Source organism: Streptomyces sp. NPDC090077, from assembly GCF_044747545.1.
In the GTDB taxonomy this organism is placed as follows: domain Bacteria; phylum Actinomycetota; class Actinomycetes; order Streptomycetales; family Streptomycetaceae; genus Streptomyces.
Map to the genome: position 1 here is coordinate 1 of NZ_JBIVEG010000034.1, position 25,707 is coordinate 25,707.

The following is a 25,707-nucleotide window of genomic DNA, read 5'->3' on the forward strand; positions in this document are numbered from 1 at the left end:
CTGCAGGGGGGACCCTGTGGGAGAGTAGGACGCCGCCGAACAATCATTGTGGGAAAGCCCCGCACCTTCTGGTGCGGGGCTTTTCTGCGTTCAGGACCCGGGGCGACGCCCGGCCGGCCCCGTCGGGGACTCCTGTAGGGTCAGGGGGCATCGATTCGACCATTTCTAGCGTCACAGTGGAGGCCCCCGGGTGGAGGTCCAGGAGACTCGGGTTCAGACGGACCGAATTTTCACCATTCCGAACATCCTGAGCATGGCTCGTCTCGTCGGCGTACCGCTGTTCCTCTGGCTCATCCTGGAGGGCCACGACGGGTGGGCGCTGGCCGTCCTCATGCTCAGCGGGATCAGCGACTACCTCGACGGAAAACTCGCGCGCCGCTGGAATCAGATCAGCAATCTGGGCCGCCTGCTGGACCCCGCCGCGGACCGCCTCTACGTCCTGACCACGCTCTTCGGTCTCACCTGGCGGGAGATTCTCCCCCTGTGGCTCACCGCGGCGCTCCTCGCCCGCGAGGCAATGCTGCTGGTCATGGTGTGGATCCTGCGCCGACACGGCTATCCGCCCCCGCAGGTCAACTTCCTCGGCAAGGCCGCGACCTTCAACCTCATGTACGCCTTCCCCCTCCTCCTGCTCAGTGACGGAGACGGCTGGTTGGCCTGGATGGCGTCCGTTTTCGGATGGGCGTTCGCGGGATGGGGTACAACGCTCTATTGGTGGGCAGGAATCCTTTACGTGGTGCAAGTCCGCCGACTGGTCAGGGCTGCCACGGCCGATTGAGCTCGCTCGGCGCAGGTACTGACGCGGAGGAGTTGCGGAGTATCCGTCCCGGACGGGTGAGGTCGGCTGGACCGTCATCTCTCTAGGAGGACTCTTCCGACATGAAGGCCGTCGTGATGGCCGGTGGCGAAGGAACGCGGCTTCGCCCCATGACCTCAAGCATGCCCAAGCCGCTCCTGCCGGTCGCCAACCGGCCGATCATGGAGCACGTGCTGAGGCTGCTCAAGCGGCATGGGCTCAGCGAGACCGTGGTCACGGTGCAGTTCCTGGCCTCACTGGTCAAGAACTACTTCGGTGACGGCGAGGAGCTCGGGATGGAGCTCACCTACGCCAACGAGGAGAAGCCCCTCGGCACCGCCGGCAGCGTCAAGAACGCCGAGGAGGCCCTGAAGGACGACACCTTCCTCGTCATTTCCGGCGACGCGCTGACCGACTTCGACCTCACCGACCTGATCAACTTCCACAAGGAGAAGGGCGCACTGGTCACGGTGTGCCTCACCCGGGTGCCGAACCCGCTGGAGTTCGGCATCACCATCGTGGACGAGGAAGGGAAGGTCGAGCGCTTCCTCGAGAAGCCGACCTGGGGACAGGTGTTCTCGGACACCATCAACACCGGCATCTACGTGATGGAGCCGGAGATCTTCGACTACGTGGACCCGGACGTCTCGGTCGACTGGTCCGGCGACGTCTTCCCGCAGCTGATGAAGGAAGGCCGGCCGATCTTCGGCTACGTGGCCGAGGGCTACTGGGAGGACGTGGGCACCCACGAGAGCTACGTGAAGGCCCAGGCCGACGTGCTCGAGGGCAAGGTCCAGGTCGATATGGACGGCTTCGAGATCTCGCCCGGGGTCTGGATCGCCGAAGGGGCGGAGGTCAGCCCGGACGCCGTGCTGCGCGGGCCGCTGTACGTCGGCGACTACGCCAAGGTCGAGGCCGGGGTGGAGCTCCGCGAGCACACCGTCGTCGGGTCGAACGTGGTCGTGAAGAGCGGGGCCTTCCTCCACAAGGCCGTCGTCCACGACAACGTCTACATCGGCCCGCACAGCAACCTGCGCGGCTGCGTCATCGGCAAGAACACCGACATCATGCGGGCCGCCCGCATCGAGGACGGGGCCGTCATCGGCGACGAGTGCCTCGTGGGTGAAGAATCCATTGTCCAGGGCAACGTCCGCGTCTACCCGTTCAAGACCATCGAGGCCGGCGCCTTCGTCAACACCTCGGTGATCTGGGAGTCCCGCGGCCAGGCACACCTGTTCGGCGCCCGGGGCGTCTCCGGGATCCTGAACGTGGAGATCACCCCCGAGCTGGTGGTCAAGCTGGCGGGCGCCTACGCGACCATGCTCAAGAAGGGCGCGATCGTCACCACGGCCCGCGACCACTCCCGCGGTGCCCGTGCGCTCAAGCGCGCGGTGATCTCCGCGCTCCAGGCCAGTGCGATCGACGTGCGGGACCTGGAGAACGTACCGCTGCCGGTGGCCCGTCAGCAGACGGCCAGGGGCGCCGCGGGCGGCATCATGATCAGAACCTCGCCCGGGGTGCCCGACTCGGTGGACATCATGTTCCTCGACGAACGCGGAGCCGACCTCTCGCAGGCGCAGCAGCGCAAGCTGGACCGGGTGTACGCACGCCAGGAGTACCGGCGCGCCTTCCCCGGGGAGATCGGCGACCTGCAGTTCCCGTCGAGCGTGTTCGACTCGTACACGGGCTCGCTGCTCCGGCGGGTGGACACCACCGGGATCGCCGATGCAGGGCTCAAGGTGGTCGTGGACGCCTCGAACGGCAGTGCCGGCCTCGTGCTCCCGAGCCTCCTCGGCCGGCTCGGCGTCGACGCGCTGACGATCAACCCCGGTCTCGACGAGTCCAGGCCGACCGAGACCCGGGAGTCGCGGCGGGCCGGGCTGGTGCGCCTCGGGGAGATCGTGGCCTCGGCGCGGGCGGCGTTCGGGGTGCGGTTCGACCCGGTGGGCGAGCGGATCTCCCTGGTGGACGAGCGGGGCCGGATCATCGAGGACGACCGGGCGCTGCTCGTGCTCCTCGACCTGGTCGCCGCCGAGAAGCGCAGCGGCAAGGTGGCCCTGCCGGTGACCACGACCCGCGTCGCCGAGCAGGTGGCGGCGTACCACGGGACCCAGGTGGAGTGGACGACGACCTCGCCCGACGACCTGACCCGCGTCGGCCGTGAGGAGACCACGATCTTCGGCGGGGACGGCCGGGGCGGGTTCATCGTCCCGGAGTTCAGCAGCGTCTTCGACGGGTCGGCGGCCTTCGTGCAGCTGATCGGGCTGGTGGCGCGGACGCAGCTCACCCTGAGCCAGATCGACGCCCGCATCCCGCGGGCGCACGTGCTCAAGCGGGACGTGCCCACGCCGTGGGCGGCCAAGGGGCTGGTGATGCGGCGGGTCGTGGAGGCGGCCGGCGACCGGCAGGTGGACACCACCGACGGGGTGCGCGTGGTCGAGGCCGACGGGCGGTGGGCGCTGGTGCTGCCGGACCCGGCGGAGGCGGTCACCCACCTGTGGGCCGAAGGACCCGACGACGCCTCCGCACAGGCGCTCCTCGACGAGTGGGGCGCGGTCGTGGACGGAGCCGGGCAGCACTGACCGGCGCCCGCCGCCCGGGGACGGGTGTTCCGGCGTGCCGGGTGCGGGCAGTGACCCGGCCCGGCCCGCCGGACGGGCGCATTGGGTGTTGGCGGCGGCGACATGCAACGATGTGCGGCATGTCGCAGCCGCCCAACAACCGGAGTTCGGCCACGCCGCCCGCGCGCCCGGACGCGTCCATGTCGCTGCTGACCCACGTGATGGACCACAGCCTCGACGAGGGCTATGCGGAAGCCTCCGCGCGGCGCAAGGCGGACGGTACGGCGGGGCTGCCCCGTACCCTCAAGGCCAAGCTGGGGCTCGCCGCGGGGCTGGTGCTCGCCGCGATGGTGGTGACGCTGGGTGCCGCGCAGGCGCGCGTGGCGGCGCCGGTGCTGGCCAAGGAGCGCCAGGAGCTGATCGACCGGGTGCAGCGGGCGAACGAGCACGCCGACGCCCTGGAGCGGGACACCGAGCGGCTGCGGACCGAGGTCGCCGACCGGCAGCGCGCGGCGCTGAAGCAGCAGGTCGGGCAGCAGGGCCGGCTGGTGGAACTGCTGGCGGGTGCAACCGAGGTGCACGGTCCCGGCGTCAAGCTGGTGGTGGACGATGCCAAGGGGGCCTCGTCGGGCGGCGGTGGCGGTCCGCGCGAGAGCGCCGGGTTCTCGAACACCGGCCGGGTGCGCGACCGGGACATGCAGCGGATCGTGAACGGGCTCTGGCAGTCGGGTGCGGAGGCCGTCTCGATCAACGGGCAGCGGCTGACGGCGCTGTCGGCGATCAGGGCCGCGGGTGACGCGATACTGGTCGACAACAAGCCGCTGGTGCCGCCCTACGAGGTCCTCGCGGTGGGCGACAAGAAGCGGCTCGGGACCACGTTCCAGGACTCCGTGGACGGTCAGTACCTGCACGTCCTCCAGGAGAGCTACGGGATCCGCTACAGCCTGACCCCGATGGACGAGGTGCGGCTGCCGGCGGCGTCGAGCCTGACCGTCCGCACAGCCACAGCAGCAGAGCCGAAGAAGGGTGCATCGTGATCGCGGTACTGGGCCTCTTGGCCGGAGTGGTGGTCGGGCTTCTGGTCCGGCCCGAGGTGCCGGCCGTGGTGGAGCCTTATCTGCCGATCGCCGTGGTCGCCGCGCTCGACGCGGTGTTCGGCGGTCTGCGCGCGATGCTGGACGGGATCTTCGTCGACAAGGTCTTCGTGGTGTCGTTCCTGTCGAACGTGGTCGTGGCCGCGCTGATCGTCTTCCTCGGTGACAAGCTGGGCGTCGGCTCACAGCTGTCGACGGGCGTGGTCGTCGTCCTCGGCATCCGGATCTTCTCCAACGCCGCGGCCATCCGCCGGCACGTCTTCCGGGCGTGAGGCCGATGAGCACGGAGAACACCCCGCCGGAGGAGCCGGACGCCCCCGGGCGGTCCGAGTCCCGGCCGTCGTCCCAGCCGCCGTCCCGGCCGGAGCCGCAGCGCGAGCCGCAGCCCGAGCCCCCAGGGGCCCAGGAGCCCCCGCAGCAGCAGTCCGCACCGGCCGTGCCCGCCGAGCCGCAGGAGACCGGGCGCCAGCGCCTGGCCGCCGGGCTGTGGCCGCCCAGGCTCAGCCGGGCCCAACTGATCGTCGCGCTGCTGCTGTTCGTCCTGGGCCTCGGGCTCGCGATCCAGGTCCGGTCCAACAGCGACTCCAGCGCCCCGCTGCGCGGTGCCCGGCAGGAGGACCTCGTACGGATCCTCGATGAGCTGGACGGGCGGACCCAGCGCCTGGAGGACGAGAAGCAGCGGCTGGACGATCAGCGCAAGGAGCTGCAGAGCAGTTCCAACCAGGCCGAAGAGGCCCGCCGTCAGACGGTTGAGAAGGAACGCCAACTGGGCATCCTGGCCGGTACGGTGGCCGCACAGGGCCCGGGGATCACACTGCGGATCACCGACACCAAGGGCCAAGTGCGGTCCGACCAGCTGCTGGACACCCTCCAGGAGCTGCGGGCGGCCGGGGCGGAGGCGATCCAGATCAACGGCGTGCGCGTCGTGGCGGGCTCGTACTTCTCCGACGAGGGCGGCGGGGTCGGGATCGACGGTAAGAAGATCACACAGCCCTACGAGTTCAAGGTGATCGGCAAGCCGCAGGATCTGGAGCCCGCGCTGAACATCCCGGGAGGTGTGGTGCAGACCATGGAGAAGGAACAGGCCACGGTCGCCGTCACACGGTCGGCGAAGATCGTTGTGGATGCCTTGCGGGCTGCGAAGCAGCCTGACTACGCTCGGTCGTCATCGCCGTGATGCGCAGCGGAACGTGGACAGGCTCACGCGGGCCGATGCCTGCGGGGGGTCGACGCACGGAAGTCGCCGTGCGTGGTGGAAACTGTCTGGTGGTTACGGACGTTGTCAGAATGTCCGGGTCGGCAGGTGTGTGCATGCAGAGTTCGTCCTGCCCCACGGGCGGGTCTGTTTCGGTCAAGGGGAATCGCCCGTGAAGTTGTTTGAGAAGTTGTTCGGCAAGAAGAAGAACGAGGAAAGCGGTGCGACGCGGCATCGCGCGGGCCAGCCGGAAGGGGAAGGGCAGGGCGACAGGCCGCTCTTCCGCGACGAGGTGGCCGGCCCGGGTGGCAATGCGGGCGGGCAGGGCGCGTCGTCCGTTGACCCCGCCGGTTCCGGACGCATAGGTTTCGGTGAACCGTCAACCTCTAGTGCGGGTGGAGGGTTCGCCTCCGACCCGTATGCCACCAGTGCCTCCGCGGGGCAGCCGCGGCGCGAGGAGCCGTCCATGTCGGCCGAGCAGACGTGCGGCAGGTGCGGTCACCGCAGCGATGCGGCGAGCCGTTTCTGCTCCAACTGCGGGGCGCCGCTGCGGCCGGGTCTGACGCCGGAGCGCGCTTCGGAGACCACCTCCACGATCTCGATCTCGGGTCTGGAGGCCTACGAGGCCGAGGGGTCGGGCCAGCACGCGCCGTCCTCGCTCTCTCCCGAGGCGCAGGCCGCGGTGGAGGCGCTGCCGCCCGGCTCCGCCCTGCTGATCGTCCGGCGCGGGCCCAACTCGGGCAGCCGGTTCCTGCTGGACGGCGAACTGACGACTGCGGGCCGGCACCCGCAGAGCGACATCTTCCTGGACGACATCACCGTGTCCCGCCTGCATGTCGAATTCCGCCGGAGCCCGGAGGGCGGCTTCACCGTCGCCGACGTGGGCAGCCTCAACGGCACGTACGTGAACCGCGAGCCGATCGAGTCCGTCGCCCTGCACAACGGCGACGAGGTGCAGATCGGCAAGTACCGGCTGGTCTTCTACGCGAGCCTGCGGGGCGTCTGACCCCCTCGGACACCGTCCGGGGGGAACCCCACCCCCGGACACCCTCCGGGGGACCCCAGGGAAGGGTTCCATGCTGCGTACCCCGACGGGCGGTGCCCCGAAGAACGGCACCGCCGGCTCGGCCGGGCAGCTGGTCAGCATCGGAACGGTGCTGACCACGCTGCGGGACGAGTTCCCCGAAGTCACCATCTCGAAGATCCGCTTCCTGGAGGCGGAGGGCTTGGTCGAGCCCCGGCGCACGCCTTCCGGATACCGCAAGTTCAGCACGGACGACGTGGAACGGCTCGCGCGCATCCTGCGCCTGCAGCGCGACCACTACCTCCCGCTGAAGGTCATCCGCGAGCAGCTCGACGCGCTCGACCGCGGTGAGCAGATCCGCATCCCCGGGCCCGCCGCGCACGGTGAGTCCGTGGACGGCGGCCCGTCCGGCGGCGGGTTCGCGGACACGGGCGGTGAGCCGCCGCCGGTGGCCCGGGTGGGGCGGGCCGAGCTGATCGCGGCCGCCGAGGTGGACGAGGCCCAGCTGGTCGAGTGGGAGTCCTACGGGCTCGTCTCCGAGGCGCCGGACGGCGGGTTCGACGCCGGGACGGTCGTCGTGGCCCGGCTGATCGCCGATCTCGGCCGCTTCGGCCTCGAACCCCGCCACCTGCGGGGGATGAAGGCGGCGGCGGACCGGGAGGCCGGTCTGGTGGAGCAGCTCGTCGCCCCGCTGCGCAGGCACCGCAACCCGCAGACCAGGGCGCACGCCGAGGCCACGTCGAGGGAGCTCGCGGGGCTCTCCGTAAAGCTCCACGAGGCCTTGGTGCAGACCGCTCTCGGGCTCCGTCCGCACTGACCGGACGGTTCCCAGTGGGGCCCCGACTACCCAAACCTGCCGGGCAGGTCCTAGGGTTGCTGTGTGAACGAGCTCGACGTTGTGGGTGTCCGGGTGGAAATGCCCTCCAACCAACCGATCGTGCTCCTGCGTGAAGTGGGAGGCGACCGGTACCTCCCCATCTGGATCGGTCCTGGGGAGGCGACCGCCATTGCCTTCGCGCAGCAGGGCATGGCCCCTGCCCGGCCGCTGACGCACGACCTGTTCAAGGACGTGTTGGAGGCGGTCGGCGAGGAGCTCACCGAGGTCCGGATCACGGATCTGCGGGAGGGCGTCTTCTACGCGGAGCTGGTCTTCGCCAGCGGGGTCGAGGTGAGCGCGCGGCCGTCGGACGCCATAGCGCTCGCCCTGCGCACGGGAACGCCGATCTACGGCAGTGACGGTGTGCTGGACGACGCCGGAATCGCGATTCCCGACGAGCAGGAGGACGAGGTGGAGAAGTTCCGCGAGTTCCTCGACCAGATCTCTCCCGAGGACTTCGGCACGGGCCCCCAGTAGCCGGGCGGGCGGCCGTGCCGTCCACCGGGAACGTCAGCCCATTCGAGTAGCCTTTCCCCGCAGCGGGGTACGGGAAACCACTCTCAGGGTGATTATCACTCGGCGTGCCGAGTGTGGCGATCGTTGACGCACCCCTGGTCACTGCCTACCTTCAAGGTGGCAGGTCAAGGACGGAGGGTCGGCGTGAGGATCACGGGCGACGGTACGACCGGGGGCACCCCCGCGCGGAGCGACGGCGGGCCGTACCCGGTGCACGGCGGCGCGGTGGGTTCCGCGCACCGTCAGCCGGCGGCCGCGCCGGTCGGACCGGTGAGCGAAGGCCCCGCGCCCGAGCAGGTCGGCTACCGCGGACCGACGGCGTGCGCCGCCGCGGGGATCACCTACCGGCAGCTCGACTACTGGGCGCGCACCGGACTCGTGGAGCCGAGCGTGCGGCCCGCGTACGGTTCGGGCACCCAGCGGCTGTACAGCTTCCGCGACGTGGTCGTCCTGAAGATCGTCAAGCGCTTCCTGGACACCGGGGTGGCGTTGCAGAACATCCGCACCGCCGTGCAGCACCTGCGGGACCGGGGCTTCTCCGACCTGGACCGCATGACGCTGATGAGCGACGGTGCGACCGTCTACGAGTGCACCTCCCCGGACCAGGTGGTCAGCCTGCTCCAGGGCGGCCAGGGCGTCTTCGGCATCGCGGTGGGCGTCGTCTGGCGCGACGTCGAGAACGCGCTGTCGCAGCTGCACGGGGAGCGCGTGGACACCGGGGAGACCCTGGTCGGCCACAACCCGGCCGATGAGCTGGCGGCCCGCCGGAACCGGGCCGTCTGACGCCCTTGCGGCGCCCCGCGGGCCGGTGACCACCGTGTTGTCAGTGGCGTAGGGCAGCATCGGGGGCGTGAGAGCCGCGCCGACCATCCTGCACCTGGACATGGACGCCTTCTACGCCTCCGTGGAGCAGGCGTCGAAGCCCAGCCTGCGCGGGAAGGCCGTGATCGTCGGCGGGCTCGGGCCGCGCGGGGTCGTGGCCACCGCCTCGTACGAGGCCCGCCGGTTCGGGGTGCACTCGGCGATGCCGACCGCGCAGGCCCGCCGGCTCTGCCCGAACGGCGCCTACCTGATTCCGCGCTTCAGCCTCTACCGCGAGGTCAGCGAGCTGGTCATGGGCCTGCTGCGGGACCTGTCGCCGCTGGTGGAGCCGCTCAGCCTGGACGAGGCCTTCGTGGACCTGGAGGCGGGCGGGGCGGCCTTCGACTCCGCGGGCGCCCGCGCCGCGGGGGAGCGGCTGCGGGCCGACATCACCGCCCTCACGGGACTCAGCGGCTCGGTGGGCCTGGCCGGCTCCAAGATGCTGGCCAAGATCGCCTCCGAGGAGGCCAAGCCCGACGGGCTGCTGCTGATCGCACCGGGCACCGAGCGCGCGCTCCTCGCGCCCATGCCGGTGCGCACCCTGCCCGGGGTGGGGCCGGCCACCGGGGAGCACCTGCGCCGGGCCGGGATCACCACCGTGGGGGAGCTGGCCGAGGCCGGCGAGGACGAACTGGTGCGGATGGTGGGCCGGGCGCACGGCGTGGGGCTCCACCGGATGGCGCTGGGGCTGGACGACCGGCCGGTGGTCGCCGAGCGGGACGCGAAGTCCGTCTCGGTGGAGGACACCTTCGACGTGGACCTGCACGACCGGGTGCGGATCCGGTATGAGGTGCAGCGGCTCGCCGACCGCTGCACGGGCCGGCTGCGCGCCTCGGGGCACTCGGGACGGACCATCGTCCTGAAGGTGCGCCGGTACGACTTCTCGACGCTGACCCGCTCCGAGACGCTGCGGGGCCCCACGGACGACCCGGCGGTGGTGCGGGAGGCGGCCGCGCGGCTGCTGGAGGGCGTGGACACCACGGGCGGGGTGCGGCTGCTGGGGGTGGGCGTGACGGGGCTCGCGGACTACACCCAGGAGGACCTCTTCGCCCAGGCGCTGGCCACCGCCGGGGCGGAGGGGGCCGGGCCCGGGGCGCAGGGGCTCGAGGAGGGCCCCGCCGGGCCCGCCGGGGAAGGCGCGCCCGGGCAGCCGCCCGCGCCCGCCCCGGAGGGCGCCGGGACGGCTCCCGCGCGGCACTGGTCGGCGGGCACCGACGTGCACCACGCGGTGTACGGACCGGGGTGGGTGCAGGGCAGCGGGCTCGGCCGGGTGACCGTACGGTTCGAGCAGCCCGGATCGCCCCCGGGCCGGGTCCGCACCTTCCTGCTGGACGACCCGGAGCTGGAGCCCTCCGACCCGCTGCCGCTGGTGGGGAGGGAAGACCCCTCCTAGGGGGTGTCCTGCGGGTGGGGGCGGAAGTCCGAGGGCAGGGCCACGTCCAGGCCGTAGTGGTGGTAGAGCTGGAGCTCCTGCTCGGGGGAGAGGTGGCGGCCGACCCCGAAGTCGGGGGCGCCCTTGATCAGGGAGCGTTCGAAGGGCACGCGCAGGGCGTCGTCCACCACTTCGCTGGGCTCCAGGGGGACGAAGGCGTCACGGCCGAAGAGGCCCGTCCGGACTGCGGCCCACTCCGGGACGCCGGTGGCGTCGTCGAGGTAGACCTCGTCCACGGTGCCGATCTTGGTGCCGTTGCGGTCGAACGCCTTGCGGCCGATCAGGCTGCGGGGATCGATGTCGGTCTGCACGGTCCCTCCGTACGGTCGCGGTGGTGCACAGCTCATCCGTAATGACTACAGAAGTGCATATTTCAAGAGGGGGCCACTCGAGGGAGGGTCGAGAACCTCGCTGGTAGGCTGGGTGACGGCTGTTGACCCTGTGCGGGAGAGTCCTCCGAGTGAGTTCGACGGAGGCGCCGAAGGAGCAAATCCTCCCCGGAATCTCTCAGGCATACGTACCGCACGTGAAGAGGCCACTCTGGAAAGCAGGGGCAGTACCGGGCCCGCAGTACCGGTCCTACCCCTCACCGACGGTGAAAGCCGGAGCTCTCGGGCGAACCCCGCGGCTCCGGTGAAGCTCTCAGGTTGAGATGACAGAGGGGGAGGCCGTCCGGGTGCCCGCGCCGTGGTGCCCCTCGCAGGTCATACGACCAGGAGGCCTCCGTTATGACCGCCAACCGCATTCCGCTCTCCCAGCTCGAGCGGGGCATCCCCTTCGAACAGCGTCACATCGGCCCGGACGCCGAAGCGCAGGCCAAGATGCTCGCCCAGGTGGGCTACGGCTCCCTCGACGAGCTGACCGCCGCCGCGGTACCGGATGTGATCAAGACCGCTGACGCGCTGAACCTGCCCGAGGCGCGCACCGAAGCCGAGGTGCTCGCCGAGCTGCGCTCGCTCGCCGACCGCAACCAGGTGCTCTCCTCGATGATCGGTCTCGGCTACTACGGGACCTTCACCCCGCCGGTGATCCTCCGCAACGTCATGGAGAACCCGGCCTGGTACACGGCGTACACCCCGTACCAGCCGGAGATCTCGCAGGGCCGCCTGGAGGCGCTGCTGAACTTCCAGACGGTCGTCGCCGAGCTGACCGGCCTGCCGACCTCCGGCGCCTCGCTGCTGGACGAGGGCACCGCCGCCGCCGAGGCGATGACCCTGGCCCGCCGCGTGGGCAAGGTCAAGGGCAACGTCTTCCTCGTCGACGCCGACGCGCTGCCGCAGACCATCGCCGTGATCGAGACCCGCGCCGAGCCGATCGGCATCGAGGTCGTCGTCGCCGACCTGTCCGAGGGCATCCCCGCCGAGATCGCCGAGCGCGGCGTCTACGGCGTGCTCCTGCAGTACCCCGGCGCCTCCGGCGCGGTCCGCGCGATCAAGCCGGTCATCGACCAGGCGCACGAGCTCGGCGCGGTCGTCACCGTCTCCGCCGACCTGCTCGCCCTGACCCTGCTGACCTCCCCGGGCGAGCTGGGCGCGGACATCGCCGTCGGCACCACCCAGCGCTTCGGCGTCCCGATGGGCTTCGGCGGCCCGCACGCCGGCTACATGGCCGTCCAGGCCAAGCACGCCCGCTCGCTGCCCGGCCGCCTCGTCGGCGTCTCCGTGGACGCGGACGGCAACAAGGCCTACCGCCTGGCCCTGCAGACCCGCGAGCAGCACATCCGCCGCGAGAAGGCCACCAGCAACATCTGCACCGCGCAGGTGCTGCTCGCCGTCATGGCCGGCATGTACGCCGTCTACCACGGCCCGGACGGCCTGAAGACGATCGCCGGCCGCACCCACCGCTACGCCGCCCTGCTCGCCGCGGGCCTGACGGCCGGCGGGGTCGAGCTCGTGCACGGCTCCTTCTTCGACACCGTCACCGCCCACGTGCCCGGCAAGGCCGCCGAGGTCGTCGCCGCCGCCCGCCGGGGCGGGGTCAACCTGTACCAGGCCGACGCCGACCACGTCTCGGCGTCCTGTGACGAGACCACCACGCGTGCCGACCTCGAAGCGGTCTGGGCGGCCTTCGGCGTCACCGCCGACGTCGAGGCCCTGGACGGGGTCACCGCCGACGCGCTGCCCGAGGGCCTGCTGCGCTCGGACGCGTACCTGACCCACCCGGTCTTCCACCAGCACCGCTCCGAGACCGCGATGCTGCGCTACCTGCGCAAGCTCTCGGACAAGGACTACGCGCTGGACCGCGGCATGATCCCGCTGGGCTCCTGCACCATGAAGCTGAACGCGACCACCGAGATGGAGCCGGTGACCTGGCCCGAGTTCGGCCAGCTGCACCCGTTCGCGCCGGTCGAGCAGGCCGGGGGCTACCTCACGCTCATCAACGAGCTGGAGGAACGTCTCTCCGAGGTCACCGGCTACGACAAGGTCTCCATCCAGCCGAACGCCGGCTCCCAGGGCGAGCTCGCCGGTCTGCTGGCCGTCCGCGCCTACCACCGCGCGAACGGCGACGAGCAGCGCACCATCTGTCTCATCCCGTCCTCCGCGCACGGCACCAACGCCGCGAGCGCCGTGATGGCCGGCATGAAGGTCGTCGTCGTCAAGACCGCCGACGACGGCGAGGTGGACGCGGACGACCTGCGCGCCAAGATCGAGCAGTACCGCAACGAGCTCGCCGTCCTCATGATCACCTACCCGTCGACGCACGGCGTGTTCGAGGAGCACGTCGCCGACATCTGCGCCCAGGTGCACGAGGCCGGCGGCCAGGTGTACGTGGACGGCGCCAACCTGAACGCCCTGGTGGGTCTGGCCAAGCCGGGCCACTTCGGCGGCGACGTCTCGCACCTGAACCTGCACAAGACCTTCTGCATCCCGCACGGCGGCGGCGGCCCGGGCGTCGGCCCGGTCGGTGTCCGGGCGCACCTGGCCCCGTACCTGCCGAACCACCCGCTCCAGCCGACCGCCGGCCCCGAGACGGGCGTCGGCCCGATCTCCGCCGCGCCGTGGGGCTCGGCGGGCATCCTGCCGATCTCCTGGTCGTACGTCCGCCTGATGGGCGGCGAGGGCCTCAAGCGCGCCACCCAGGTCGCGGTGCTCGGTGCCAACTACATCGCCAAGCGCCTGGAGCCCCACTACCCGGTCCTCTACACCGGTCCGGGCAACCTGGTCGCGCACGAGTGCATCATCGACCTGCGCCCGCTGTCGAAGGCCACGGGCGTGAGCGTCGACGACATCGCCAAGCGCCTGATCGACTACGGCTTCCACGCGCCGACCATGTCCTTCCCGGTGGCCGGCACGCTGATGATCGAGCCGACCGAGTCCGAGGACCTCGTCGAGATCGACCGCTTCTGCGACGCGATGATCGCCATCCGCGCCGAGATCGAGCGGGTCGCCGCCGGCGAGTGGCCGGTGGACGACAACCCGCTGGCCAACGCCCCGCACACCGCCGCGGCGCTCGGCGGCGAGTGGAACCACCCGTACGGCCGCGACGAGGCCGTCTTCCCGGCCGGGGTCACCGCCGCGGAGAAGTACTGGCCGCCGGTGCGCCGCATCGACGGTGCCTTCGGCGACCGGAACCTGGTCTGCTCCTGCCCGCCGCTGGACGAGTACGACAACTGAGCCGCGTCGGCGGGCCCGTCGGTGACGGGCCCGCCGGCACGGTGAGGACACGGTGAAGGGGCCGGTCCGGGAGCGTGGAGCTCCTGGACCGGCCCCTTCCGCGTCCGTGCGGTGTCTCCGGGTGCCCGTTACGCCGCCGCGAGCGGGCGGTGCGGGGCGATGATCTGTCCGTCCGGCAGCAGCTCACCGGTGTCCTCGAAGAGCAGGACGCCGTTGCACAGCAGGCTCCAGCCCTGTTCCGGGTGGTTGGCCACCGGGCGCGCGGCCTCCCGGTCGGCGGATTCTGATGACGGGCAGGCGGGCTGGTGCTGGCACATGGATGGGTTCTTTCGCTGCGGTGTGGTCTGTTCGCTACGGCTCGATGCGTGATTCATGGCCGTCCCCCTGGGTCGTCCCCGCACCTGCGGGGAGGATGTCCTCAGTGTTCCCCCAGGACGGCTGCTTCGCAGGTATTTCCCGGCAGCTGTCCTCTGGGAATGAGGACGCATCACCCGTGCGGGCGGTTCAGGCCAACTCCCCCGTCATTTCGGGTGGTTCGCATTGACCCGAGCGGACTAGGCCGAATGGGCCACTCGGGTCAAGCCGCCGGGGCGGCGAGGCTGGGCGGGACCGGTGGGGCGGCCGGGGTCAGCCGGTGGGTCAGCACGGGCAGCAGCTCCGCGACGGGGTGCGGCCGGAAAGGCGCGATCCCGGGCGGGGCCGGGGCCAGGGGCACCAGCAGGTCCGATGCGGCGGGGAGGCCCGCGGCGGCGTCGGCGCCGACCGCCCCGTGCAGCCACAGGGTCAGCATGTACAGCTCAGGTACGGACAGCAGCCTCGGCTGGTAGCCCTTGCCGAGCGACTCCGCCTGGCGCAGGGCGCGTTCGGTCGCGGCGACGTAGGGGCCCTCGAAGAAGTGGGAGAAGGCCCAGCCGTCCGGGGTCAGCCGGGTGTCGGCCGCTGCCACGAAGCGGTCGCCGTTGCGGATCAGGAACCGCCAGCCGGTGAGCCGGGTGCGGGGCGGGCGGCCGCCGGCCGCGTGTCCGGACACGCTCAGGCGGTCGAGCACGTGGACGGGAAGCGGGAGTTCGGCGGTCAGCGGGCCCTGGCACGCGCGCAGGGCGGGGGTGTGTGCCTCGTGGACGGCGGTGGGAGAACCGAGTGCCGCGAGAACGCTGCGCAGGGCGGGCGCGGGAGCCGGGGGAACATGCAGCGGCATGGTGGGTCGCCTCTCACTTGGGAGACCTGTGGTGCGGGGGAAGGTGCGGACGGCGCTGTCGCATTCTGGGGTCAGAGGTGGGCTTTGGGGCAATGGCCGCGCGCCAACTCTCTGCCTCGTTTGCGGAGTTTATACGACATGTGTTCACGCAGTGTTTCGGCTAGCCGTCCCGCCTATTGCCGGCAAGGCGCCTTCCGGTCCCGCTGTCATGGTATTCATGCCGCCTGTGCGCGGACATGCCGCGCTGACCTGGGAGGTTACCCCAAGGGTGCTCGGCTGGAAACCTTCGGCAATGAGGAATCGGCAAAGTCCAGCGGAAAATTGCGTTCCGCGGGTTGCCAGGTGAATGTGCCGGAGCGCCCATCGGGCCATACCGGCGCGCGCTCCCCGCCAAGGGCCCCGGAGCGGCGTTACGGATCGCGGCGTCTGGGCATCATCGAGGTTACGCGCGCCCGGGTGGACCGGGCCTGGCCCGCTCGAGGAGGGACGCTTCGATGGGGGAGAAGGTCGTGGCAGGCGGATTCGACCTGTCCGATCGGCATCGGTACCGGAGGAAGCTCCACGAGTGTCTGGAGGGGCTGGAGCGCCTTCTGGCGGAGAAGAGGTTCGATCGCCCCAAGAACATGATGGGACTGGAGATCGAGCTGAATCTCGCGGGTGCCGACGGAATGCCGCGCATGGTGAATGCGCAGGTGCTGGAGCGGATTGCGAGCCCTGATTTCCAGACCGAACTCGGAATGTTCAACCTGGAGGTGAACGTACTCCCGCACCGGCTCGACGGGAGGGTATTCGACCAGCTCTCGGAAGAACTGAGCGCGGGACTGCACTACGCCCACCGGCAGGCCGCGGAGATCGACGCGGGCGTCGTGATGATAGGGATCCTGCCCACGATCTCCCGCGCGGACCTGGCCCTGGCCAACCTGTCGGCGGTGGACCGCTACTCCCTGCTCAACGAGCAGATCCTGATGATGCGCGGGGAGGACTTCCGGCTCGACATCGAGGGGGTGGAGCGGCTGACCTGGAGCACCGGCTCGATCGTGCCGGAAGCCGCCTGCACCTCCGTGCAGCTGCACCTCCAGGTCACCCCCGCCCGGTTCTCCGACGTGTGGAACGCGGCGCAGGCGGTGACCGCCGTACAGATAGCGGTGGGGGCCAACTCGCCCTTCCTGTTCGGGCGCGAGCTGTGGCGCGAGTCGCGTCCGCCGCTGTTCACGCAGGCCACGGACACCCGTCCGCCCGAACTCCAGGCCCAGGGGGTGCGGCCGCGGACCTGGTTCGGCGAGCGCTGGGTGGACTCGGTGTACGAGCTCTTCGCCGAGAACGTCCGCTTCTTCCCCTCCCTGCTGCCGATATGCGACGAGGAGGAGCCGCTGCGGGTGCTCGCCGAGGGAGGGGTGCCGAGCCTCCAGGAGCTCGTGCTGCACAACGGCACGGTCTACCGGTGGAACCGGCCCGTCTACGGGGTCGCCGACGGGGTGCCGCACCTCAGGGTGGAGAACCGGGTCCTGCCCGCCGGGCCCACCGTGGCCGACGTCGTCGCCAACGCCGCCTTCTACTACGGACTCGTACGGACCCTCGCGGACGAGCCGCGCCCCGTGTGGACGCGGATGTCCTTCGCGGAGGCGGAGGCCAACTTCGACGCGGCCTGCCGGTACGGGATCGACGCGCGGATCCGGTGGCCGCGCAAGGGCCGGGCCGGGGGACTGGTGAGCGTGCCCGCGGTGCGGCTGGTGCTGGACGAGCTGCTGCCGATGGCCGCGGCCGGGCTGGACGCCTGGGGCATCGAACCCGCCGACCGGGACCACTACCTGGGGATCATCGAGGAGCGGTGCCGGCGCCGGGTGAACGGGGCGACCTGGCAGGTGGACACGTACCACCGCGCGCTCGCGGGCGGTCTGGAACGCGACGCCGCCCTCGCGGCGACCACCCGGCGCTACAGCGAGCTGATGCACAAGGGCGACCCCGTGCACACCTGGCCCGTGGGCCTGGAGGAGCAGGAGGTGGACTCCAGGCGGGCGGTCCGCCGCTGAGGGCCGCCCCGCACGGCCGCGCCCGTCACCCCGGGCCCGTCACCCCGATCCCGTCCCGCCGGACCGCTCCCGCCGCCGAGGGGGCAGTATGGGGTGGTGGTCGGAACGGGACGGGAGTCAGGCGTGCGGGTCGAGCCGGAACCGGTGGTCGTGGAACTGCGCGAGGACGGGCGCCGGGTCCTGCGCGACGAGACCCTGCTCGTGCTCGCGCTGTCGCTGGGCGCGAGCGGGGTCTCCGCGCTGATCAGCTTCATCGGCTCGCTCACCAAGCCGGGCGGCCTCAAGGACCAGGCCGCCACCCTCAACGGCTCCTACGCGCCCGGACGGCCCTGGCTGGACCTGGCCTGGCAGCTGTTCGGGATCGCCAGCGCGCTGGTCCCCGTCCTGCTCGTCGCGCACCTGCTCACCCGCGAGGGCGCACCGGGGCTGCGGGCCCTGGGCTTCGACCGCACCCGGCCCGGCTTCGACCTGGCCCGGGGAGCCCTGGTGGCCGCCGGCATCGGGAGCGCCGGGCTGGCCTTCTACCTGGCGGCCCGGGCCACCGGCTTCAACCTGACGGTGGTGCCGGAGGCCCTGCCCGACGTGTGGTGGAAGTTCCCCGTGCTGATCCTCTCCGCGGTGCAGAACTCCGTGGTGGAGGAGGTCATCGTGCTGGCGTACCTGCTGCGCCGGCTCGGCCAGCTGGGCTGGTCGCCGACGGCCGCGCTGCTCGCCAGCTCCCTGCTGCGCGGCTCGTACCACCTCTACCAGGGCATCGGCGGGTTCATCGGCAACGTGGTGATGGGCGTGGTCTTCGTCCTCGTCTACCGGCGCTGGGGCCGGGTCGGGCCCCTGGTCGTCGCGCACGCCCTGCTCGACATCGTGGCCTTCGGCGGGTACGCCCTGCTCGCCGGCAAGGTCGGCTGGCTCCCGACCCCCTGACGTCTACGGGGCGGTGAGCAGTTCGCCGTCGACGACGGTGACGGCGCGGCCGGTCAGGAGGGTGCGGTCGCCCACGAGCCGGACGCGGACCAGGCCCTGGCGCCTCCCGCCCTGGAGGCCGGTCAGCTCGGTGCGTCCCAGGCGCGCCGCCCAGAAGGGGGCCAGGGCGGTGTGCGCGCTGCCCGTCACCGGGTCCTCGTCGATGCCGACGGCGGGGAAGAAGCCGCGCGAGACGAAGTCGTAGCCGCGCGCGGGGTCCTCGGCCGGTGCGGTGACGACCACCCCGCGCCGGGCGTAGGCGCGCAGGGCCGCGTGGTCGGGCGCGAGTTCGCGCACGGTCCGCTCGTCGGCCAGCTCCACCACCAGGTCCCCGATGTGGGCGGCGGTGTCGTGGACCGACCTGGCCCGGGCGCCCAGCGCGCGGTCCACCTCGGGGACCGGCTCCAGCGGGGTCAGGGACGAGGTCGGGAAGTCCATCGTGACGGTGCCGTCCGCGGCGACCTCGGTGGTGAGGATCCCGCAGCGTGCGCGGAAGCGGACCGAGCCCCGGGCGAGCCCGGCGGCGGCGATGACGTGCGCGGTCGCGAGGGTCGCGTGCCCGCACATGTCCACTTCGGCGGCCGGGGTGAACCAGCGCAGGGCCCAGTCGGCGTCGCTCCCGGCCGGCAGGGGGTGGGCGAAGGCCGTCTCGGAGAGGTTCACCTCGGCGGCGACCTGCCGGAGCCAGGTGTCCGGAGGGAATCCGCCGTCGAGGAGGAGTACTCCGGCGGGGTTCCCCTGGAAGGGGCGGTCGGTGAAGGCGTCGACGATTCGGATGCGCATGGGCCGACCGTAGGGGGCTTCGGCGATGACGGACAAAGGCCAATTCCGGGTGACTGGACTGGTTGCGGCCGATCGGACGCCGACTGTCGGCGACAGTTTCCGATATATCGTTGACGCATCGCGATGGATCAGCGATAGTGAAGAAGTCGAAACGACGACTGGCATGACGGACATGGCAGAGATGACGAAAGGAGCGCAGTGATGCGTTCACGCGGACAGCACGACCACGGACATGACCACGGACGGGGCCACGGCCACTGCGGGCCGGACCGTCGGGAGGAGTTCAGGGGGCTGCGCGCCGCCTTCGGGCCGTTCGGGCCGCCCTTCGGGGGCGGGCCCTTCGGCGGGCGGGGCGGACGCGGCGGACCGCGCGGGCGGGCCAGGCGGGGCGACGTACGCGCCTCGATCCTGGCGCTGCTCGCCGACCGGCCGATGCACGGCTACGAGATGATCCAGGAGATCGGCGAGCGCAGCGGCGGGGCCTGGAAGCCCAGCCCCGGCTCGGTCTACCCGACCCTGCAGCTGCTGGAGGACGAGGGGCTGATCACCAGCGCGAGCGAGGGCGGCAAGAAGCTGTTCACGCTCACCGACGCCGGCCGCACCGAGGCCGAGTCGGGCCCGGACGCCCCCTGGGCGGACGCCGGGCGCGGCTTCGACTTCGAGGCGATGCACGAGGTCCGTGCCGCCGCCGGCGGTCTGATGGAGGCCTTCGGGCAGGTCTTCAAGACCGGCTCGCCCGAGCAGCGGGAGAAGGCCCTCGCGGTCATCAACGACGCCCGCAAGAAGCTGTACCTGATCCTGGCCGACGAACACTGAGGCAGGTCGCGTGCCCGGCCGGGACGCGTACCGGCCGGGCACGTGCAGGCGCGCCCCGCGGATCCACCCGCGGGGCGCGCCTCGTCGTGCGTCCGGGCCGGGTCAGGCGACCAGGGCGGCCAGCTTGCGCAGGGACTCGTTCAGCGCGGCCGTCGCGGAGTCCTTGAGCTTGCCCGCCATCAGCGAGACGGCGGCGCCCGTGAACTCGCCGTCGATGCGGACCTTCGTGGCCGCGCCGTCGGCGGTCAGGGTGTAGCGGGTGAGCACGGCGACGCCCATCGGGCCCTTGCCGGTGATGGCGAAGACGCGCTGCTCCTCCAGCTCCGAGACCGTCCACAGGACCTCGGCGGGGAAGCCCATCATCTTCATGTTCTCGCTGAAGGTGGAGCCGACCGCGAGGGTCTCGGGGCCGCCCTTCGGGAAGTCGGTGTGCGTCATGCTCCACTGTCCGTACGCGTCCCAGTCGGTCAGCTGGGCCCAGAGCTTCGCGGCGGGCGCCTCGATGCGTGATTCCGCGGTGACTTCAGCCATGCGTCCACCCCTTCTCGTCGGGTACGTGCGGCGGAAGGTAGTCCCGGCGGGCGGAACATACAAGACTGACGACCTGTCAGATCCGGGGGTTCCGGGCGGGATGATCTCGGGTGTGTCTCAACAGGTGTCTCACGGATGACGCTCCTGTCCGGCCCTGCCATGATGGCCGGATGCAAGCGTCAGGGAAGAACGCCGGACTGGGCCTCGCCCTCGTCTCGGCATGTGCGTTCGGCGGTTCGGGTGTCGCGGCGAAGCCGCTGATCGAAGCGGGTCTGGACCCGCTGCACATGGTGTGGCTGCGGGTGGCCGGGGCGGCCCTGGTGCTGTCCCCGCTGGCCTGGCGGCACCGGGCCCTGGTCCGGCGCAAGCCCCTGCTGCTGGCCGGCTTCGGGCTGGTCGCCGTCGCGGGCGTGCAGGCCTTCTACTTCGCCTCCCTGTCGCGGATCCCGGTGGGCGTGGCCCTGCTGCTGGAGTACCTGGGCCCCGCCCTGCTCCTCGGCTACATACGCTTCGTGCAGCGCAAGCCCGTGACCCGCGCGGCCGCCGCCGGGGCGGCGGTGGCCGTCGTGGGGCTGGCCTGCGTGGTCGAGATCTGGGCCGGGCTGCGCCTGGACCTCTTCGGGGTGCTCCTCGGCCTCGCGGCCGCCTGCTGCCAGGCCTTCTACTTCGTCTTCGCGGACCAGGGCGCCGACGCGGAGGACGCGCCGGACCCGCTCGGCGTGATCGCGCACGGCATGATCGTCGGCACCCTGGTGATGACCGTGATCGCCCGCCCCTGGCAGATGGACTGGCAGGTGCTGGGCGGGGACGCGGCCATGGGCGACCTCCGGGTGCCGGCCCTGGCGCTGCTGGGCTGGGTGGTGCTGGTCGCCACCGTGTTCGCCTACCTCACCGGCGTGGTCTCGGTCCGCAAGCTCTCGCCGCAGGTCGCGGGCGTGGTCGCCTGCCTCGAAGCCGTCGTCGCCACCGTCCTGGCCTGGGTGCTGCTCGGGGAGCAGCTCTCCGGCCCGCAGGTGCTGGGCGGTGCGCTGGTGCTGGGCGGCGCCTTCATCGCGCAGTCCTCACGGCCCGCGCCGGCCGTCGCCGTGGACGCGCCGCTGCCCGTGCAGGACCGGGAGCCGACCAGCGCCTGAGCGCGGGGGCGGCGGCCGTGCTGCTTCCGGTTCGGGCTGGTCCGGGGGCCGGAGGCCGCGTAGGGTGCTGGACATGCCGATGACCGTGCTTCCGCCTCCCGCCGCCTAGCGCGGGCGGCTGCGACCAGAACGCAGGACCCGCCCGGGGAGTTCCCGGGCCGGTACGCGCTGCCCGCGAAGCGATGACCTCCTGTCCTCGTCCTTCACGCATGCGCGGAGAAACACGTGTCGAACCACTCGCCCGCCGCCGGGCGCAGCCTGCTGTACCTCGTCGTCGCCGGAGCCGCCTGGGGCACCGCCGGGGCGGCGGCCTCCCTCCTCTTCCTGGCCAGTGACCTCGGTCCGCTCGCCCTGTCCTTCTGGCGCTGCGCCGGCGGGCTGGCGGTGCTGCTCGCGGTGCTCGCCGTACGCCGCCGTCCCGCGCGGGCGGCCCGGACCGCCCGGCCCTCGGCGGGCTCGCTGATCGCCACCGGGCTGATGTTCACCCTGTTCCAGGCCGCCTACTTCGGGGCCGTGCGCGAGACCGGCCTGGCGGTCGGCACCGTGGTCACCCTCGGGGCGGGGCCCGTGCTGATCGCGCTGGGCGGGCGCCACTGGATGGGCGAGCGGCTGGGCCGGGGCGGGGTGGCCGCCGTCGGCGGTGCCCTGGCGGGGCTGGCCGTACTGGTCCTGGGCTCCGGGGGCGGTGAGGTGCGGCCGCTCGGGGTCGGCTGGGCGCTGCTGTCGGCCGCGGGGTACGCGGCGATGACGCTGCGGGCGCGGTGGCTCGGGCGGCGCGGGGCGGGCGGGGACCCGCTGGTCACCACCGCGTGGTCGGTGGCGGTGGGCGCGGTGTGCCTGCTGCCGCTCGCCGCGGTGGAGGGGCTGCTGCCGCACACCGCGGAGCCGGCACGGGTGCTCTGGCTGCTGGTGTACGTGGCCGTGGTGCCGACGGCCCTCGCGTACGCGCTGTACTTCACCGGGGCGGCGGCGGTGCGCGCCGCGACGGTGTCGGTGGTCATGCTGATCGAGCCGGTCAGCGCGGCGGTGATCGCCGTCGCGGTGCTCGGGGAGCGGCTGACCGGCGCGGTGGTGCTGGGCACCGTACTGCTGCTGGCGGCGGTCGGGGCGCTGATCGCGGCCGAGGCGCGCCGGCCCTCGGGCCGGGTGCGTGCCGGGGCCGGCGGCGGGCCGGAGGGGCGGCCCGCCCAGGAGCCTCAGAGCGCGCTGATGTAGTCCGGGAGGGCGATGCCGGGGGCCAGGTCGGCGGCCGGGACGGGGGTCCCGTACGCCGGCGCCACCGGGACCACGCCCGACCAGTGGGGCAGGCCGAGGTCCGCGGCGTCGTCGTTCGGGCCGCCCGTGCGGACCTTCGCGGACACCTCGTTCAGGTCGAGCCGGATCACCGCCGTGGCCGCCAGTTCCTTGGCGTTGGCGGGCCGGGAGTCGGCCGAGCGGCCGGGGACGACCTGGTCGAGCAGGGCGTCCAGCGCGATCCGGCACTCCTCCTCGTCCGTGACCTGGTAGGCGGTGCCGTGCACGACCACCGAGCGGTAGTTCATCGAGTGGTGGAAGGCGGACTTGGCCAGCACCAGCCCGTCGACGTGCGTCACCGTGAGGCAGACCGGGAGGCCAGGGTCGGCCTTCCCGGCGGCCAGCAGCGGGCGCGAGCCGGTGGAGCCGTGCACGTAGAGGGTCTCGCCCACCCGGCCGTACAGCGTGGGGAGGACCACCGGCGCGCCGTCGCGGACGAAGCCGAGGTGGCACAGGTAGGCCTGGTCGAGTATCGAGTGCACCGTCTCGCGGTCGTAGCGAGCCCGCTCGCGGGCGCGGCTCGGGACGGTGCGGCCGGTGGGCTCGTAGTCGGCGGTGGTGGTGGCGCTCATGATGCGGACTCCATTGCACTAGTGCATAATGTCGTTTGTGCTAGGAGAGTATCTGATCAGTGGGCGTCGCGCATCGGAAATCGCGGCCAGTGTCGAAACCGGCGTCGGATCGGGCGCGCTCGCCCCGGGGGCGCTGCTCCCGCCGATGCGGGAGCTCGCGGCCGCGCTGGGGGTCAACCCCAACACCGTGGCGGCCGCCTACCGCACCCTGCGCGAACGCGGGGTCATCGAGACCGACGGGCGGCGCGGCAGCCGGGTGCGGGCGCGCCCCGCGACCGCGCCGCGCGACGTGCTGCGCATGCCGGTGCCCGCGGGCGTGCGCGACGTCGCGCAGGGCAATCCCGACCTGGCGCTGCTGCCCCCGCTGGACGGGCCGCTGGCCGCGGCCGCCCGGCGGTACGCCGCCTCCCCGACCCTGTACGGGGAGGATCCGGTGGCGCCGGACCTCGCCCGGCTCGCCCGCGCCGACTTCGAGGCCGACGGGGTCCCGGCCGGGGCCCTGGCCCTCAGCTCGGGGGCGCTGGACGGCATCGAGCGCGTACTGGCCGCCCACCTGCGGGCCGGGGACGCGGTGGCCGTCGAGGACCCGGGCTGGGGGAGTGTCCTGGACCTGGCCCCCGCCCTGGGCCTGCGGGTGCTCCCGGTGGCCGTCGACGACGAGGGGCCGGTACCGGAGTCGGCGGCCCGGGCGCTGGCCGAGGGCGCACGGGCGATGGTGGTGACGGCCCGGGCGCAGAACCCGACCGGCGCCGCCGTCTCCGCCACCCGGGCCGCGGAGCTCCGGGAACTGCTGGCCGGCCGCCCCGAGGTGCTGGTCATCGAGGACGACCACGGCCACGGGTTCGTCGACCTGCCGCTGTGCCCGCTGGCCGGGGCCACCCGGCACTGGGCGCTGATCCGCTCGACGGCGAAGGCGTACGGCCCGGACCTGCGGCTCGCGGTGCTCACCGGCGACGCGGTGACCATGGACCGGGTCCGGGGGCGCCAGCGGCTGGGGCCCGGGTGGGTGAGCAGGCTGCTCCAGTACGCGGTGGTCGAGCTGTGGACCTCCGGCGCCGTGGACCGGCCGGCCGTGGCGCGCTCGTACGGGCGGCGGCGGGACGGCCTGGTCGCCGCGCTCGCGCAGCGGGGGGTGCGGGCGCACGGGCGGAGCGGGATGAACGTGTGGGTGCCGGTCGCCGACGAGACGGCGGCGGTCACCCGGCTGCTGACGGCCGGCTGGGCCGTACGCCCCGGCGCCGGCTACCGGGTCCAGGCGGGCCCCGGGGTGCGGATCACCGTCTCCGGGCTGGACCCGGCCGAGGTCGGGGGCCTGGCCGAAGCGGTGGCCGCGGCGGTCCGCCCGGCGGCCGGGGGCCGCTTCGACTGATACGCGCCCCGCCCCCGCCGCGGAGCGCGACGGGGGCGGGGCGGGGCGACGGGGCTACGGGCGTCCGGGCCGGTCAGGCGGTCCTGCGCGGTGCGGACCGGGCCTGGGTCAGGGCCGCGCCCGCCAGGACCACCGCCGCCCCGACCGGCGTGTTCCAGTGCAGTTGCTCGCCCAGGACAAGGACGCCGGCGGTGGTGGCGATCACCGGGATGAAGTACGTGACCATCTGCGCGGTGGTCGGCCCGATCTCCGACACCAGCCCGTACTGCATCTGCAGCGCCATCCCGGTGCCCAGGGCGCCCAGCGCGACCACCGCGAGCGTCGGCCACAGCGGGAAGCCGGCCGGGGCCGAGGTGAAGAGCGCGCTGACGGCGGCCAGCTGGACGGTGGAGACCATCAGCTGCGCCCCGGTGAGCGCCACCGGGGAGCCGGGGGTGCCGGCCAGGGTGCGGCGGACGTAGATCCAGCCGATCGGGTAGCTGAGCGAGGCCAGCAGGGCCAGCGCGGTGCCCCTGGCGTCGATGCCCGCGAAGCCCTGCCAGGCGCCGAGCACCGTCAGCACGCCCAGGAAGCCGATGCCCAGTCCCGCGAACCGGCGGCGCGTGGGGCGGTCCTCGGACAGCGCGACCAGCGAGAGCGCCATGCCCCACAGCGGGGAGGTGGCGTTGCAGATGCCCGCCAGGCTGGAGGGGATGGTCTGCTCGGCGTACGCGAAGAGCGAGAACGGGACGGTGTTCAGCAGGAGCGCCGCCACCGTGAGGTGGGCCCAGGTGCGGCGGCCGCGCGGGAGCGGCTCGCGCCGCACCAGCAGGACCGCCAGCAGGGCGAGCGCCCCGAAGAGCACCCGGCCGAGGGCGACCTGGAAGGGCGCGAACGCCTCCGTGCCCACCTTGATCAGGAGGAAGCTGAACCCCCACACCACCGAGAGGAGGCCGAACCGCAGGCGCCAGTCCAGGCGGGGCGCGCGGGCGGTGCCGGGTCGGGTCGTCCGCCGTGCGGGGGAGTGGGAGGTGGGGCGGGAGGTGGCCGGTGCGCTCATGCGGTTCACTCTG

24 protein-coding genes and 1 riboswitch are annotated in these 25,707 nt (G+C 72.4%); of the genes, 17 read left to right on the forward strand and 7 right to left on the reverse strand.

The genetic code is table 11. The annotated features are described in order from the left end of the window. The first annotated feature begins 190 nt into the window (after positions 1–190). The 10 genes from ACIPW5_RS34365 to ACIPW5_RS34410 all read left to right on the forward strand — a co-directional run bounded on the left by ACIPW5_RS34365 (position 191) and on the right by ACIPW5_RS34410 (position 10,317). Positions 191–778: a CDP-alcohol phosphatidyltransferase family protein gene (locus ACIPW5_RS34365; RefSeq protein WP_401253627.1), complete on the forward strand. Its 588-nt coding sequence runs from the start codon at positions 191–193 to the stop codon at positions 776–778. Positions 779–879: 101 nt separating this feature from the next. After that, positions 880–3,378, forward strand: coding sequence for a sugar phosphate nucleotidyltransferase (locus ACIPW5_RS34370; protein ID WP_401253629.1), 2,499 nt, complete (start codon positions 880–882; stop codon positions 3,376–3,378). Positions 3,379–3,488: 110 nt separating this feature from the next. Then, positions 3,489–4,394: a DUF881 domain-containing protein gene (locus tag ACIPW5_RS34375; protein ID WP_401253632.1), complete on the forward strand. Its 906-nt coding sequence runs from the start codon at positions 3,489–3,491 to the stop codon at positions 4,392–4,394. Next, positions 4,391–4,723, forward strand: coding sequence for a small basic family protein (locus ACIPW5_RS34380; RefSeq protein ID WP_007262894.1), 333 nt, complete (start codon positions 4,391–4,393; stop codon positions 4,721–4,723). Before ACIPW5_RS34375 ends, ACIPW5_RS34380 begins: the two co-directional genes overlap by 4 nt. Positions 4,724–4,728: 5 nt before the next feature. Further along, positions 4,729–5,628: a DUF881 domain-containing protein gene (locus ACIPW5_RS34385; RefSeq protein ID WP_401253635.1), complete on the forward strand. Its 900-nt coding sequence runs from the start codon at positions 4,729–4,731 to the stop codon at positions 5,626–5,628. A 130-nt stretch (positions 5,629–5,758) separates the two neighbouring features. After that, a complete protein-coding gene (locus tag ACIPW5_RS34390; RefSeq protein ID WP_401253638.1) occupies positions 5,759–6,652 on the forward strand; it encodes an FHA domain-containing protein in 894 nt (297 codons plus the stop codon). A 70-nt stretch (positions 6,653–6,722) separates the two neighbouring features. Beyond that, the gene (locus ACIPW5_RS34395) at positions 6,723–7,487 is read left to right on the forward strand and encodes a MerR family transcriptional regulator (protein ID WP_401253641.1); all 765 of its coding nucleotides are present in this window, start codon (positions 6,723–6,725) and stop codon (positions 7,485–7,487) included. 63 nt (positions 7,488–7,550) lie between these two features. Continuing rightward, positions 7,551–8,024, forward strand: a complete 474-nt coding sequence (locus tag ACIPW5_RS34400) for a bifunctional nuclease family protein (protein WP_007262890.1) — start codon at positions 7,551–7,553, stop codon at positions 8,022–8,024. Between the two features lie 183 nt (positions 8,025–8,207). Then, on the forward strand, positions 8,208–8,846 hold the full coding sequence (locus tag ACIPW5_RS34405; protein WP_401253644.1) for a MerR family transcriptional regulator: 639 nt from the start codon (positions 8,208–8,210) through the stop codon (positions 8,844–8,846). A gap of 67 nt (positions 8,847–8,913) precedes the next feature. Continuing rightward, complete coding sequence (locus ACIPW5_RS34410) at positions 8,914–10,317, forward strand: DNA polymerase IV (protein WP_401253647.1); 1,404 nt, start codon at positions 8,914–8,916, stop codon at positions 10,315–10,317. Here ACIPW5_RS34410 and ACIPW5_RS34415 read toward each other — a convergent pair. Beyond that, positions 10,314–10,703, reverse strand: a complete 390-nt coding sequence (locus ACIPW5_RS34415; RefSeq protein ID WP_401253650.1) for a PRC-barrel domain-containing protein — start codon at positions 10,701–10,703, stop codon at positions 10,314–10,316. The two genes, ACIPW5_RS34410 and ACIPW5_RS34415, sit on opposite strands and share 4 nt — an antisense overlap. 87 nt (positions 10,704–10,790) lie before the next feature. Next, positions 10,791–10,889: riboswitch (glycine riboswitch) on the forward strand. Between the two features lie 195 nt (positions 10,890–11,084). Here ACIPW5_RS34415 and gcvP point away from each other — a divergent pair. Continuing rightward, positions 11,085–13,970, forward strand: coding sequence for an aminomethyl-transferring glycine dehydrogenase (gene gcvP / locus ACIPW5_RS34420; protein WP_401253653.1), 2,886 nt, complete (start codon positions 11,085–11,087; stop codon positions 13,968–13,970). 128 nt (positions 13,971–14,098) lie between these two features. Here gcvP and ACIPW5_RS34425 read toward each other — a convergent pair whose 3' ends face one another. After that, positions 14,099–14,287 (reverse strand): DUF5999 family protein, encoded by a 189-nt coding sequence (locus tag ACIPW5_RS34425; RefSeq protein ID WP_007262885.1) that lies wholly within the window; start codon positions 14,285–14,287, stop codon positions 14,099–14,101. A gap of 260 nt (positions 14,288–14,547) precedes the next feature. Then, a complete protein-coding gene (locus ACIPW5_RS34430; RefSeq protein WP_401253656.1) occupies positions 14,548–15,168 on the reverse strand; it encodes a hypothetical protein in 621 nt (206 codons plus the stop codon). Between the two features lie 494 nt (positions 15,169–15,662). On the opposite strand from ACIPW5_RS34430, the gene ACIPW5_RS34435 reads away from it, so the two are divergent. Continuing rightward, positions 15,663–17,198 (forward strand): glutamate-cysteine ligase family protein, encoded by a 1,536-nt coding sequence (locus tag ACIPW5_RS34435; protein ID WP_401253659.1) that lies wholly within the window; start codon positions 15,663–15,665, stop codon positions 17,196–17,198. A gap of 123 nt (positions 17,199–17,321) precedes the next feature. After that, positions 17,322–18,119 carry a CPBP family intramembrane glutamic endopeptidase gene (locus ACIPW5_RS34440; RefSeq protein WP_401253662.1) on the forward strand — a complete coding sequence of 266 codons (798 nt, stop codon included), beginning with the start codon at positions 17,322–17,324 and terminating at the stop codon, positions 18,117–18,119. Between the two features lie 3 nt (positions 18,120–18,122). Here the strand turns inward: ACIPW5_RS34440 and ACIPW5_RS34445 are convergent, their stop codons facing one another. After that, a complete protein-coding gene (locus tag ACIPW5_RS34445) occupies positions 18,123–18,941 on the reverse strand; it encodes a PhzF family phenazine biosynthesis protein (protein WP_401253664.1) in 819 nt (272 codons plus the stop codon). 201 nt (positions 18,942–19,142) lie between these two features. On the opposite strand from ACIPW5_RS34445, the gene ACIPW5_RS34450 reads away from it, so the two are divergent. Next, complete coding sequence (locus ACIPW5_RS34450) at positions 19,143–19,757, forward strand: PadR family transcriptional regulator (RefSeq protein ID WP_125819218.1); 615 nt, start codon at positions 19,143–19,145, stop codon at positions 19,755–19,757. A gap of 102 nt (positions 19,758–19,859) precedes the next feature. Here the strand turns inward: ACIPW5_RS34450 and ACIPW5_RS34455 are convergent, their stop codons facing one another. Next, a complete protein-coding gene (locus ACIPW5_RS34455; protein WP_401253668.1) occupies positions 19,860–20,288 on the reverse strand; it encodes an SRPBCC family protein in 429 nt (142 codons plus the stop codon). A 170-nt stretch (positions 20,289–20,458) separates the two neighbouring features. Between ACIPW5_RS34455 and ACIPW5_RS34460 the strand changes: the two genes are divergently transcribed. Both ACIPW5_RS34460 and ACIPW5_RS34465 read left to right on the forward strand, forming a co-directional pair. Beyond that, the gene (locus ACIPW5_RS34460; RefSeq protein ID WP_401253670.1) at positions 20,459–21,421 is read left to right on the forward strand and encodes an EamA family transporter; all 963 of its coding nucleotides are present in this window, start codon (positions 20,459–20,461) and stop codon (positions 21,419–21,421) included. 225 nt (positions 21,422–21,646) lie between these two features. Continuing rightward, positions 21,647–22,636, forward strand: a complete 990-nt coding sequence (locus ACIPW5_RS34465; protein ID WP_401253673.1) for a DMT family transporter — start codon at positions 21,647–21,649, stop codon at positions 22,634–22,636. Here the strand turns inward: ACIPW5_RS34465 and ACIPW5_RS34470 are convergent. Further along, entirely contained in the window at positions 22,618–23,286 is a 669-nt protein-coding gene (locus ACIPW5_RS34470; RefSeq protein WP_401253675.1) for a pyridoxamine 5'-phosphate oxidase family protein, read from the reverse strand. The two genes, ACIPW5_RS34465 and ACIPW5_RS34470, sit on opposite strands and share 19 nt — an antisense overlap. Before the next feature lie 37 nt (positions 23,287–23,323). Here ACIPW5_RS34470 and ACIPW5_RS34475 point away from each other — a divergent pair, with 37 nt between their 5' ends. Next, complete coding sequence (locus ACIPW5_RS34475) at positions 23,324–24,655, forward strand: aminotransferase class I/II-fold pyridoxal phosphate-dependent enzyme (RefSeq protein WP_401253678.1); 1,332 nt, start codon at positions 23,324–23,326, stop codon at positions 24,653–24,655. Positions 24,656–24,728: 73 nt separating this feature from the next. On the opposite strand, the gene ACIPW5_RS34480 is transcribed toward ACIPW5_RS34475, so the two are convergent. Beyond that, complete coding sequence (locus tag ACIPW5_RS34480) at positions 24,729–25,694, reverse strand: DMT family transporter (RefSeq protein ID WP_401253681.1); 966 nt, start codon at positions 25,692–25,694, stop codon at positions 24,729–24,731. Positions 25,695–25,707: the final 13 nt, after the last annotated feature.